Source organism: Morganella psychrotolerans (genome assembly GCF_001676155.1).
Taxonomy (GTDB): domain Bacteria; phylum Pseudomonadota; class Gammaproteobacteria; order Enterobacterales; family Enterobacteriaceae; genus Morganella; species Morganella psychrotolerans.
In genome coordinates this window covers 1-13,126 of record NZ_LZEW01000012.1, presented here as the reverse complement: position 1 = coordinate 13,126, position 13,126 = coordinate 1, and the positions used below count along the sequence as shown (strand labels likewise).

Sequence of the window (13,126 nt, the reverse complement as noted above, 5' to 3'; positions counted from 1 at the left end):
CGTGGTTTTCATGACCGACGCTATTTGTCCGTCAGCAACAATTTATAAAGATGCTGATTGTCCTGCACCATATCAGCGAGCGTGTGTTTATCCAGTTCCTGCAAAAATTCCCGGATAGCTTTGCCCAGAATCGATTTCAGCCGGCATGCCGGGGTAATGTGACAAAATTCACCGCTACAGTTCACCAGGGTCAATGGCTCCAGCGCACGGACAACCTCACCGATACGTATAGTATTAGCAGGTTTTCCCAGGCGGATCCCGCCATTTTTGCCACGGATCGCCTCGACATAACCTAAATGGCTCAATTGGTTAATTATCTTGACCATATGGTTACGTGACACGCCATAGACGTCTGTCACTTCTGTGATATTCGTCATTTTGCCGTCAGGAAGTGACGCCATATAGATTAGCGCACGTAAGCCATAATCTGTAAAACTGGTTAACTGCACATTTTACCCCGGAAGTTCTGTCATCCCATATGGGGATCACACGATATGTAATGAATAATCATTATGTGTTTCTTTTGCTTATTAAGCAAAAAGTGTTACTGAAAACGCCGGATTTCCTGCAACAAACTGTGTCAGAAAGCCCGGCGCTCAAAAAACAAAAGGCCGGACAATAATGCCCGGCCCTGACTGGTTTCGTCTGAAAAACCTTATGCGTCGAACGGATCGCGCAGGATCATGGTTTCAGAACGATCCGGACCGGTTGAAATAATATCAACAGGAACGCCCGTCAGTTCTTCAATGCGGCTGATGTAATTGAGTGCTGCCTGTGGCAGTTCTTCACGGCTTTTCGCGCCGAAAGTTTTGTCACTCCAGCCCGGCATGCTTTCGTAGATTGGCTCAATGCCTTCCCAGTTGTCTGCTGCCAGTGGTGTGGTTTCAATCACGTCACCATTCGGTAAACGGTAGCCGACACACACTTTCACTTCTTTCAGACCATCCAGAACATCCAGTTTAGTCATGCAGAACCCTGACAGGGAGTTTATCTGCACAGCACGACGGATAGCAATGATATCTAACCAGCCACAACGACGGCTGCGTCCGGTTGTTGCACCGAACTCCTGACCTTGCGTACGCAGGTATTCACCTGTTTCATCAAACAGTTCAGTCGGGAACGGACCTGCACCCACACGGGTAGAGTAGGCTTTGATGATACCCAGGACATAATCCACATAACGCGGACCTAAGCCTGACCCTGTCGCAACGCCACCGGCAGTGGTGTTTGATGAGGTCACATACGGATAAGTACCGTGGTCGATATCCAGTAATGTACCCTGTGCGCCTTCAAACATGACCAGCTCACCGTTAACGGTTGCTTTATACAGCAGGTCTGAAACATCAACGACCATCGCAGTCAGAATGTCAGCAACAGCCATGATGTCATCCAGCGTTTTCTGGTAATCAACAGCAGGCTCTTTGTAGTAATTCACTAACTGGAAGTTGTGATACTCAAGGATCTCTTTGAGTTTCAGCGCAAAGGTTTCTTTATCAAACAGGTCACCGACACGCAGACCACGACGGGCCACTTTATCTTCATAAGCCGGTCCGATACCACGTCCGGTCGTGCCGATAGCTTTCGCACCGCGTGCTTTTTCACGGGCGTTATCCAGTGCGACATGATACGGCAGGATCAGAGGACAGGCTTCAGAAATCAGTAAACGCTCACGTACCGGCACACCACGGGCTTCCAGCGCAGTCATTTCTTTTAACAGTGCATCGGGTGCGAGAACAACACCGTTAGCAATGATGCTGACGACATTTTCGCGGAGAATACCTGACGGAATCAAATGAAGGACGGTTTTTTCACCGTTGATAACCAGAGTGTGACCCGCGTTGTGGCCACCTTGATAACGAACAACGTACTTAGCCCGTTCAGTAAGCAAGTCGACGATTTTGCCCTTGCCTTCGTCACCCCATTGGGTGCCCAATACGACAACGTTATTACCCATTTCGTTTTTACCTGGTTGCTTAAAAAAGGATTCTAGCATCTCATGACCGCCCTTTCAGCACTTTTTCTCACATTCTGAAATGTCTGCTGTGCAATTTACATAATAAAGCCCGCGAAAGCGGGCTTTATATATTTGTTGCGATCATCAGTATGCTGATGATTTATCCGTGCCGCCGGGCGGCACCGGATTTACTGACCAGACGCCGGACGCAATGATGTCGGAGCCTTCATATAACGGAAGAAATCCGTATCAGGGCTTAACACCATAATGTCATTACCGCCGGACTTAAAGCTTTGCTCGTAGGCACGCAGGCTTCGGATAAAGGCATAGAAATCCGGATCCTGACTGAATGCATCAGCAAACAATTTAGCCGCTTCCGCATCACCGGCACCACGCAGTGTTAATGACTGGCGCTCTGACTCTGCCAACATTTCAGTACGGGTTTTATCTGCAATAGCACGAATTTTCATCGCTTCTTCCAGACCCTGTGAACGGTGACGACGCGCAACCGCTTCACGCTCTGCACGCATACGCTGGAAAATAGCTTCAGAGACTTCCGCCGGCAGGTTAATCTGCTTGATACGGACATCAACTACTTCAATACCTAACGCGGCCATACTGTTCGGATTCACCACCAGCAGCTGTGCGCCTTTGGTTTCTTCCTGAACACGGGCGGCTGCATCGGCAATCGCGTTATCGGCATCAGTTGCCTTAGGATCGTTACCCGAGCTACCTTCATTCAGTGCGTTTTTAACTTCTGTTGTTAACGTACCACGGGAGTCCGTCACAATCTCTTTCACACTCAGACGACCAAACTCAGAACGCAGACGGTCACTGAATTTACGTTTCAGAAGATTTTCTGCCTGATTAATATTACCGCTGTTTGTTGCGAGGTAATACAGACTGAAATCACTGATCCGCCATTTCAGGTAGGAATCGACGATCAGGTCTTTGTTTTCGTTGGTTAAGAAACGGTCAGCCTGAATATCCAGCGTCTGGATACGGGCCGGCAGCATTTTAACTGTTTCAATAAACGGCACTTTCAGGTGCAGACCGGGTTCATACACAATCGGTTTGTTATCTGAGTCACGCAGAACTTTACCAAAGCGCAGCACAATACCGCGCTCTGTCTGTTGAACAGCAAAGACAGAGGCATACAGGACGCCTAAAACCAGAATAACAATAACGGCTAAATACTTACGCATGATTATTGTCTCCCTACGCGATCAGAGCTGCCACGAACCCCGTACGTATCGCCGTATTCAGCGGGTACATTCGGATTCTGGCTGCTGTTTTGTGCCGGACGAGATGCCGGCGTGGATGGTGTTCCTGCTGATGCCGCAGGTGCTGATGCAGACGGAGCTGCCCGTTGTTCACGCATAAGCTGATCCAGAGGCAGCACCATCATGCTGTTACTCTTATCATTTACGATCACTTTACGGGTATTGCTCAGCACACGTTCCATTGTTTCGATATAGAGACGTTCACGGGTGATATCCGGTGCCGCGCGGTATTCCGGCAGCATCTTAGCAAAGCTTGCGACTTCACCGCGTGCTTTAAGCACGATACTGGCTTTATAGGCCTGTGCGCTTTCAATCATACTTTGCGCGTTACCTTTTGCCAGTGGTAAGACTTCGTTCGAATAGGCTTCAGCTTCACGGATAGACTGCTGTTCGTTTTCACGGGCGGCAATCACATCATCAAATGAGGCCTGAACTTCTGCCGGCGGACGGGCTTCCTGGAAGTTGACGTCCACAATCGCTATCCCCATTTTATAAGGACGGATTGTTTCCTCGAGCACTTTCTGGGTTTCGTTACGGACAACAGTACGGTTCGCCGTCAGGATTTTTTCCATCGTGAACTTACCGATAACACCACGTACCGCACTGTCCATCGCCTGGCGAAGACTGTTATTCGGGTTTGTGACGCTGAAGAGATAATCTTCCGGATTCACGACCTGGAACTGTACGTTCATGTTAACGCGGACGACGTTTTCATCTGCGGTTAACATCATTCCGTTCGTTGCCAGATCCTGGACAGTCGCCACATCAACCGCAGTAACGCGATCAACAAAGGTCGGTCTCCAGTTCAGACCGGGCTGAACAACATGACTGAACTTACCAAAGCGGGTAACAACACCACGCTCTGTTTCTTTAATCGTATAAAAGCCGGTTGCAGCCCAGACGACGACAACTGCAGCCGCTGCCAGGCCCAGAAGACGCCCACCGCCGAACTGCATTGGCGGACGGCTGTTTCCGCCGGACTGCCCGTTGTTATTTCCGCCTTTACCACCACCAAGACCACCGAGTTTTCTGCTCAATTTCCGGAACAGATCGTCGAGATCAGATGCCCCACGGTTGCGGCCGCTTTTGTTACCATCGGAGTTGCCGCCTTTATTGCTGCTCCCCCAAGGGTCGCGGTCCTGTCCGTTATTGCCGGGCTGATTCCACGCCATGCCTTCGCTCCACTCTTTTATGATCGGTTTTCCAGGGCTAAGAGCGCAAAAACGCACTCTTAATTAATATATTACGCCCCCTGATAATCAGATAACGTAATCGGCTAACTGTTGTTCCTGCTTGCAGAGACGGCGCCACTCAACAATGGGCAGTCTGATTTCAAGGCAAATCCGGCCATCTTCATCAAGCCATTCACGCTCAATCGCCTGAAGCTGATAAAAACGACTGCGCAGACGACCTTCCTGTACAGGCAAACACAATTCCAGATGTGCGATCTCACCTGAAAGGCGTTCGGTCAGCGCGCGGAACAATAACGGGATACCTGCCCCGGTCTGCGCTGAAAGCCAGACTCTGACCGGCAGATTTTCCTCATTTCTGTCGATACGCGGTTCAAAATCCTCCAGCATATCGATCTTATTCATCACCATCAGTACCGGAATTTCATTTGCATCTATTTCTTCCAGTACACTATCAACGGCTTGAATATTTTCATCAGCACGGTTATCTGCAGCATCCACAATATGAAGCAATAGGGTGGCTTCACGCGTTTCCTGCAATGTGGCTTTAAATGCAGCCACCAAATCGTGCGGCAGTTGACGGATAAACCCGACGGTATCCGCCAGCACGACCGTGCCGACATCATCAACATCAATCCGCCGCAGTGTCGGATCGAGTGTCGCAAATAACTGATCCGCAGCATAGACTTTCGCGTCAGTTATGTGATTAAACAGGCTGGATTTTCCGGCATTGGTGTAACCGACCAGTGACACAGTCGGAATATCCGCTTTGCTGCGCGCCTGACGACCTTGTCCGCGCTGACGTTCTACTTTTTCCAGACGACCGGCGATAAGTTTTATTTTATCCCGCAGCATCCGGCGGTCAGACTCAAGCTGTGTTTCGCCCGGTCCCCGCAGACCAATCCCGCCTTTCTGGCGTTCCAGGTGCGTCCAGCCACGAACCAGACGCGTGGACATGTGGCGTAACTGCGCCAGTTCCACCTGTAGTTTACCTTCGTGTGTCCGTGCCCGCTGGGCGAAGATATCCAGGATAACCCCGGTTCTTCCGACCACCCTGCACTCACATAAACGCTCAAGGTTGCGTTCCTGTGCCGGACTGAGGGCATGGTTAAACAGCACCACGTCTGCCTCACTGTCTTTCACGGCACCGGCGATTTCTTCCGCTTTACCTTCACCCACAAAATATTTCGGGTGCGGGGAGCTGCGGCTGCCGGTAACAATCTGGACGGGAGTTACGCCCGCGGATGTCACAAGGGATTCAAACTCACTGAGATCATCAGTGTTTTTATCCTGTGAGAAAAATACGTGGACCAGTACGGCCCGTTCACCGCCTTCATATCTGTCAAACAACAGCATAACCTCTCAGGACGGGTGAAAAATACGCAGGAAAAAACACAGGTAAAGTCTCCCTACCCATGTTTTTCCGCGAATGACGTCCGGACACTGATTTATTCAGCGCCATCAGTATCCTGTTGAACTCCGCCATTACCGGCTGGCTGATGGTAATTGCTGCTGCCACCAGTACCCGGGTTTGCGCTGCCACTATGGTGAGAAACCGGACGCGAAGGTACGACGGTAGAGATTGCGTGTTTGTAAACCATTTGGCTGACCGTGTTTTTCAAAAGAATAACAAATTGGTCGAATGATTCGATCTGACCCTGCAACTTAATGCCGTTGACCAAATAAATAGAAACCGGAACCCTTTCGCGACGTAATGCGTTCAGGAACGGATCTTGCAAAGATTGCCCCTTAGCCATTCTGTATTATCCTTATTTTGTTGTTTTTTAGATTAAACCCAAACAGGGTTCGAAAAATAACTACTCAAAAATTTTCATAACCCGTTAATTGTACACAATCAACGGCGCTATGCACGAAGAACCTGCATAACGGTTTTAAGAGATTGTTCAGGCTGTTCGCTGTCGAGCCACTGAACACCCTCCCAACCCCGCAACCACGTCATCTGCCGCTTGGCAAGCTGACGGGTGGCGCAAATGCCGCGGTACGCCATGTCGTCATAATTGCATTCGCCCGCCAGATAAGACCACATCTGGCGGTAGCCGACACAGCGGATCGACGGCAAATCAGGATGAAGATCACCACGCTGATACAACACGCGGACTTCGTCCTCAAAACCGGCTTCCAGCATCATCTGAAAACGCATTTCAATGCGCTGATGCAATATTTTACGATCTGCCGGCGCAATGGCAAACTGATAAGCATTAAAGGGCAAATTTTCCCCTGCCGTCTGCGTCAGTTCTGTCATTGTTTTACCGGAAATATAATACACTTCCAGCGCCCTGCTCAGGCGCTGCGGGTCATTCGGATGGATCCGCGCACCGGCAACCGGATCAACAACACACAGTTCATCATGCAGTACCTGCCAGCCATCCTGTGCTGCCCGCGCCTCAATCTGCGCCCGGATAACCGGGTCCGCTGACGGTAATGGTGATAATCCGTCCAGCAGGGCTTTGAAGTACAGCATGGTGCCGCCCACCAGCAACGGGATTTTTCCCTGTGCGGTTATCTCATTCATGGCGGCCAGCGCATCACGGCGAAAATCGGCCGCAGAATAAGCAACGGACGGATCCAGAATATCAATCAGCCGGTGCGGGGCAAGAGCCAGTTCGGCTGCGGTCGGCTTTGCCGTTCCGATATCCATACCCCTGTAGATCAGTGCAGAATCCACACTGATGATTTCCACCGGCAGGTGCTGACGCAATTCAATCGCCAGCGCCGTTTTTCCTGAGGCCGTCGGTCCCATCAGAAACAGGGTGGCAGGTTTATGATTATTCAGTTCACTCATGACAAAATGCCGAAACGACCTCAGTTAAATCAATTAATTGCAATAAATTCTTTGGCGGGTTCTGTACCAGGGTCGGACAGAGCCGCTCAACCTCAGCGACTATCTGAACCGCCTGCGCTTTACTCTGTACCGCCGGTTCACTGACAAGCTGCTCTGCCAGCCAGCCGGCAACAGCATCAGACGCAGCATCAGGTGCAGCGGCCAGAAAATTCAGTAACGCGGGGATAAGATGCGGTAAATTTTGCTGACGAAGCGGTAACGATACCGTACGAATCGTCGCTTTTCCACGGGAAATTGAGCCTTCTATACCGAAAGCATGTAATACCCCGGAAAATTGCGTAAATATCTCACATTCCTGCGCGTTCAGCGTAATCTGAAGCGGGATCATCAGCGGCTGAGCTTTCAGTCCCTGAACCCCGGGAAGAAGCTGCTGGCAACGCAGATAATGTGCTGCTTTACTGAGGGAAAACAAGGCTATCCCTGCATCTGTTTCAATTAACGCATAACACGGCGGATAAAGCGTAAGGATTTTACCAAAACTTACACGCTCATTTTTTTCCGTTACCGGCTGACTTCCCGCACTAACCCGGCTTTCTGACAGAAAACGGCTTCGTTCAGGGAACAGCTGCGGCTTTGTTTCTGCCGGAACCTGCATTAATGATTGATATACCCCGCCTTCTTTTGCGCTGTAAACGGGTTTTTCCGCAGAATATGCCGGGAGCGCACCGTTGCGTTCACTGCGGGGAGGATTATTTTCTGCACCCCCGGGGCGGGAAACAGGTGTGAGCACTTGCTCTCGTTCAAAAATATTTTTACCGGCAGCGGCCCGGTTTTCAATCACATGATGAGTTTGGGCGGCAGACTCTTCCTGAGCAAATAATTGTGCAGGTTGCTCATGCTGCTTCAGCACACTGAGTACGGCCTGATAAATAAAATCATGCACCAGACGCGCCTGATGAAAGCGTACCTCGTGTTTTGCCGGATGAACATTAACATCCACCTGACGCGGGTCAATCTCCAGGTAGAGCACATAGGCGGGCTGCCGGTCACTGCCCAGCTTATCTTCATACGCCTGACGGATCGCGTGGTTAATTAAGCGGTCCCGCATCATCCGTCCGTTTACATAGCAGTACTGCAAATCCGCAGGACCGCTGTAATCCACCGGTGACGCCACCCAGCCTTTGATATCCAGCCCGTCATGAGACCAGGCAACTGCCAAAGCATGCTGCATAAATACAGTGCCGCAAATAGTGCCTAAGCGCCGTTCATGCTGATCGTCTGCTTTAACTGCGCGGTACTGACGCATCAGCTTGCCGTTATGGGTCAGATTTATCGCCACATCAAAACGTGACAGCGCAATACGGCGGACAATCTCATCAATATGACCGAACTCGGTTTTTTCTGTGCGCATAAACTTGCGCCGGGCGGGGGTATTGAAGAAGAGATCGATCACGTCCACTGTACTGCCGACAGGGTGTGCCGCCGGTTTCAGGGTTACCGCCATATCGCGCCCTTCGGCATACGCCTGCCAGGCCTCGTTTTGATCTTCAGTCCTTGACGTAAGCATCAGGCGGGATACCGAACTGATACTGGCAAGCGCCTCGCCGCGAAACCCCATACTCATGATGGCTTCAAGGTCATCCAGCGTGGCGATCTTACTGGTCGCATGGCGTGCCAGCGCTAATGCCAGCTCATCTTTGGCTATTCCGCAGCCATTGTCACGGATGCGGATCAGTTTCTCCCCGCCCCGTTCGATATCAATATCAATACGGGTTGCTCCGGCATCCAGACTGTTTTCCACCAGCTCTTTTACCACCGATGCCGGGCGCTCAACCACTTCGCCGGCGGCTATCTGGTTTGCCAACTGTGGCGGTAAAATCCGGATTGCCATAATCGCTCCCGTTTCTCTGTTATTTGGACGGCGCGGCCTGGAGCGGATTCGCCGTAAAATAGGCGCGTAATCCGCCGTGGATCGCGGCAGCGACCTGCTCCTGATACGTATCTGATCCTAAAAGCTGCTCTTCGGATTCATTACTGATAAACCCGGTTTCCACCAGAATGGACGGAATATCCGGCGAGCGCAGAACCCCGAGACTAGCATGTTCCGGCGTACCTTTATGAACTTTACCCACCTGACGGAGCTGGCGGATAACATCCTGTGCCACGGCATAGCCGACCCGCTGAGAGTTACCGAACTGCAAATCCAGCACCGCCTGGCTGAGATACGGATCCGCACCATTTGCCAGTGCATCCCCTGCGCCGCCAAGTAACTCAGATTGCTTCTCGCTCTTCTCAAGCCAGCTGCCTAATTCGTTGTTTGCACGGCGGTTAGAGAGCACCCATACAGAAGAACCCCGCGCAGTGCGGTTTGGTGCAGAGTCTGCGTGAACAGACACCAGCATATTGGCGCCGAATTTACGGGCAACCTCTGAACGCCCGGCAACTGAGATAAAATAGTCTCCGTCGCGGGTCAGAACCGGTTTAAACATCGGGTCATTTTTCAGGCGTTTTTCAAGCTTGCGGGCGATACTGATAGTGACATTTTTTTCTTTCAGTCCGTTCTGACCAATCGCGCCGGGATCTTTCCCGCCGTGCCCGGCATCAATCGCGACCACAACCTGACGGCTGTTTTTCGGTATTTTACCTGTCGGTACTACCGGGATTTTTGTCTGAACAGGCTCTGCGACCGGTGCAGAAACAGCCGGTGCGCTGTTATTCATCCTCAGCGGTTTACCGGAACCGGTCACCGGCTGTGCCGCTGCCACCGGAGCAGATGCCGGTGATGAATAACCATTCTTTCCGGTCAGGGTAATGACCAGCTGAGGCTGCCCGCCCTTATTCACAACAGCGTCGCGGACACTGTTTTTCTCTGCCAGCTCCAGCACAATGCGCTGATGTTGTGCATCAGGAGCCTTGCTTTCCCGGACAACCTTAATCAGCCCGTTATTGAGCTTCATCGGCAGCCCGGTAATTTTCTGTGACTGGCGGATATCAATCACCAACCGTTCAGGGTCGTGCAGCGGAAACAGTTTGTAATCCGGTTTTGCATCAAAATCGAGTAACAATGTACCCTGTGACCCGTCATTGGTCACATTCAGCGCTGTCAGTACCGCAGCCTGTCCGGTGACCGTAAACAGGAGGCTCATACAAAATAAAAGCCCCGCCAGCCATGACACTGAGGTTAAACCCGGTTTCCGTGTCAGATATGCATTCATTCTCGGCAATTCCTTATTTCTCCGCTAACTTATCCAGGAGTTCCTCACCATAGGGTGAGCGGGCAGCAAAACGGGCTTCCCGACCTTCTCCATCATACCGTAAGTGCAATTCCAAATCTGCATCCGGCAGAAAACCCGCCCCTTTTTGTGGCCACTCCACCAGACAAACTGTATTTTTTCCGAAATAGTCACGGATCCCCATAAATTCCAGTTCTTCCGGATCAGACAGGCGGTACAGATCAAAATGATAAACCGGACGCGGGGAGAGCTCATAAGGCTCAACAAGTGTGTATGTCGGGCTTTTAACATGCCCGGAGTGACCCAGAGCCTGAACAAAACCGCGGCTGAATGTGGTTTTACCGGCGCCCAAATCACCGAAAAGATGCAGGACAAACCCGCGCTGGCTTTGTTGCGCCAATGCGCGGCCCAGTGCAACCGTGGCAGCTTCATCTGCCAGCGTAAAAAGGCGTTCTTTCATGTTCTTTTTCGTCACAGGTTATTTTTATTGAAATAATTGAGCGTGTTTCGTAATAAACATACCACATTACGGCATTATACCTGCATAGCCGTGTGCGATAAAACGACAATAATGTGCGGTTTTTGTGTCCGGCAGTCTGTGATAAACTCCGCCCCATTCCGGACCGCCCTCTGCATAGTAAGCAAGTACTCACATCATGAGCAATAGCCCCGATTTACACGCCCTCGCCGCACAGATAAAACAGTGGGGAAATGAACTTGGTTTTCAGCAGGTGGGTATCTGCGATACAGACCTCAGTGCCGAAGAGCCGAAACTGCAGGCGTGGCTGGATGCCGGGTATCAGGGAGAGATGGACTGGATGGCGCGCCACGGCATGATGCGCGCGCGCCCTCATGAATTACTGCCCGGCACGTTGCGTGTTATCAGTGTGCGGATGAACTATCTGCCTGCCAAAGCAGCATTTGCCGCCACACTGCAAAACCCCGCACAGGGTTATATCAGCCGGTATGCTCTGGGACGGGACTATCACAAGCTGTTGCGCCAACGGCTGAAACAGCTTGGTGAGCGTATTCAGGCACACTGCGATACGCTGACATCCGATCATTCCCTGAGTTACCGCCCGTTTGTTGATTCCGCGCCGGTACTCGAACGCCCTCTGGCAGCGAAGGCCGGTCTCGGTTGGGTTGGTAAGCACTCACTTGTTTTAAATCGTGATGCCGGCTCCTGGTTTTTTCTCGGAGAACTTCTGATTAACCTGCCTCTGCCTGTTGATCAACCGGTTGAAGAGCAGTGCGGACGCTGTGTGGCCTGTATGACCACCTGCCCGACACAGGCAATTGTGGCGCCTTATACTATTGATGCCCGCCGCTGCATCTCTTATCTGACTATCGAGCTGGAAGGTGCGATCCCTGAAGAATTCCGCCCGCTGATGGGTAACCGGATCTACGGCTGCGACGACTGCCAGCTTATCTGTCCGTGGAACCGTTTTTCACAGCTGACTGATGAAGATGATTTTTCACCGCGTAAACAACTGCATACACCTGAGTTACTGACACTTTTTGCATGGGATGAAGCCACCTTTCTGCGCATCACGGAAGGCTCCGCGATACGGCGTATCGGGTATCTGCGCTGGCTGAGAAATATCAGTGTTGCACTCGGCAATGCGCCTTATGAAGATAATATTGTAATTGCCCTGACAGAGAAAAAAGGGCTGGCAGACTGGCTGGATGAGCATATTGACTGGGCGGTTGCCTGTCAGTATGTGAAAAGAGATGAATCCGGTATTGAAATACAGACTTCACAGCAAAAACGACTTATTCGTGCTATTTCCAAAGGTTTACCCCGCGACGCCTGAGCCTTCCCCCTATAGCAGAAAAAGTTATCCACAATGCTATGAGTTGTGAATAATATAAAAAAAACCTTGTCTATCAACGTGAAGAAAAAAATGCAAGAGAGCTGTCACGCAAATAGCATAAATTAAATTAATATATAAATATCAATGAATTAAATAAATGACATGCGAAGTTTTACCGTATTCAGAAGAACAGGCGTCAAAATCCGATCTGTGGATAACTCTGTGCAGGAAAGTGTGACTGAGCGCGCAGGATGTTAATAGCGTGGCGCACCTGATTATGGATAAAAAATAACACGCGGACAAAAATAATCTGTCAGTTTACCTTAATTATCCCCTGAAAGAGGGTATAAACCGGAAACTAACCCGAAAACCTGCCGGAAAGTCCCGTTGGCAATCTGTTTGTGTTTAAATAATCACCACCGGTGATCCGCTGCCTGACCTTCATCAGAGAGGGCGCACATTCTATTTCGCCAGCCCCGGATTAGCAAGCGTTTTACCTGATTTTTTCAGAAAAATCGCCTTAACCGGTTAAATAATCAGCATTATTCCGTTATGAATCATTACAGGCGATTATTCTCCGCAGCGGCGGACACAGATGCTTATTTATACCGGCAACAATTTAACTAAAAGCAGCGGCATTCAGAAAGACAGAAAAATAATAATGGTATTTTTACAACAGAAAATGAACAGAAGAGAAAAACGATATAAGAAGAAAAGAGATTGGAGCGGGAAACGAGATTCGAACTCGCGACCCCGACCTTGGCAAGGTCGTGCTCTACCAACTGAGCTATTCCCGCATCACAACGGTGTATACCTGATAACTAAAATTTGGAGCGGGAAACGAGATTC

At 50.6% G+C, this 13,126-nt stretch carries 11 protein-coding genes and 1 tRNA gene; 1 reads left to right on the top strand and 11 read right to left on the bottom strand.

All coding sequences use genetic code 11. The features are described from left to right. Positions 1-20: 20 nt before the first annotated feature. From nsrR to tsaE, 10 genes are all read right to left on the bottom strand, one after another. Positions 21-449, bottom strand: a complete 429-nt coding sequence (gene nsrR, locus AYY16_RS10435; protein ID WP_067365968.1) for a nitric oxide-sensing transcriptional repressor NsrR — start codon at positions 447-449, stop codon at positions 21-23. 206 nt (positions 450-655) lie between these two features. Continuing rightward, positions 656-1,954: an adenylosuccinate synthase gene (locus tag AYY16_RS10430; protein ID WP_067365966.1), complete on the bottom strand. Its 1,299-nt coding sequence runs from the start codon at positions 1,952-1,954 to the stop codon at positions 656-658. 188 nt (positions 1,955-2,142) lie between these two features. Next, a complete protein-coding gene (hflC, locus tag AYY16_RS10425; RefSeq protein WP_067365963.1) occupies positions 2,143-3,159 on the bottom strand; it encodes a protease modulator HflC in 1,017 nt (338 codons plus the stop codon). A 2-nt stretch (positions 3,160-3,161) separates the two neighbouring features. Continuing rightward, positions 3,162-4,409, bottom strand: coding sequence for an FtsH protease activity modulator HflK (hflK, locus tag AYY16_RS10420; protein ID WP_067365959.1), 1,248 nt, complete (start codon positions 4,407-4,409; stop codon positions 3,162-3,164). Between the two features lie 87 nt (positions 4,410-4,496). Next, positions 4,497-5,777, bottom strand: a complete 1,281-nt coding sequence (gene hflX, locus AYY16_RS10415) for a ribosome rescue GTPase HflX (RefSeq protein WP_067367208.1) — start codon at positions 5,775-5,777, stop codon at positions 4,497-4,499. A 98-nt stretch (positions 5,778-5,875) separates the two neighbouring features. Next, positions 5,876-6,184, bottom strand: coding sequence for an RNA chaperone Hfq (gene hfq / locus AYY16_RS10410; RefSeq protein ID WP_067365956.1), 309 nt, complete (start codon positions 6,182-6,184; stop codon positions 5,876-5,878). A gap of 107 nt (positions 6,185-6,291) precedes the next feature. Next, a complete protein-coding gene (miaA, locus tag AYY16_RS10405; RefSeq protein WP_067365953.1) occupies positions 6,292-7,230 on the bottom strand; it encodes a tRNA (adenosine(37)-N6)-dimethylallyltransferase MiaA in 939 nt (312 codons plus the stop codon). Next, a complete protein-coding gene (mutL, locus tag AYY16_RS10400; protein WP_067365951.1) occupies positions 7,223-9,121 on the bottom strand; it encodes a DNA mismatch repair endonuclease MutL in 1,899 nt (632 codons plus the stop codon). Before mutL ends, miaA begins: the two co-directional genes overlap by 8 nt. Positions 9,122-9,140: 19 nt before the next feature. After that, the gene (locus AYY16_RS10395) at positions 9,141-10,445 is read right to left on the bottom strand and encodes an N-acetylmuramoyl-L-alanine amidase (RefSeq protein ID WP_067365949.1); all 1,305 of its coding nucleotides are present in this window, start codon (positions 10,443-10,445) and stop codon (positions 9,141-9,143) included. A 13-nt stretch (positions 10,446-10,458) separates the two neighbouring features. Beyond that, positions 10,459-10,923: a tRNA (adenosine(37)-N6)-threonylcarbamoyltransferase complex ATPase subunit type 1 TsaE gene (gene tsaE, locus AYY16_RS10390; RefSeq protein ID WP_067365946.1), complete on the bottom strand. Its 465-nt coding sequence runs from the start codon at positions 10,921-10,923 to the stop codon at positions 10,459-10,461. A 196-nt stretch (positions 10,924-11,119) separates the two neighbouring features. On the opposite strand from tsaE, the gene queG reads away from it, so the two are divergent. After that, entirely contained in the window at positions 11,120-12,277 is a 1,158-nt protein-coding gene (queG, locus tag AYY16_RS10385; protein ID WP_067365943.1) for a tRNA epoxyqueuosine(34) reductase QueG, read from the top strand. A gap of 721 nt (positions 12,278-12,998) precedes the next feature. Here queG and AYY16_RS10380 read toward each other — a convergent pair. Continuing rightward, a tRNA-Gly gene (locus AYY16_RS10380) sits at positions 12,999-13,074 on the bottom strand. Positions 13,075-13,126: the final 52 nt, after the last annotated feature.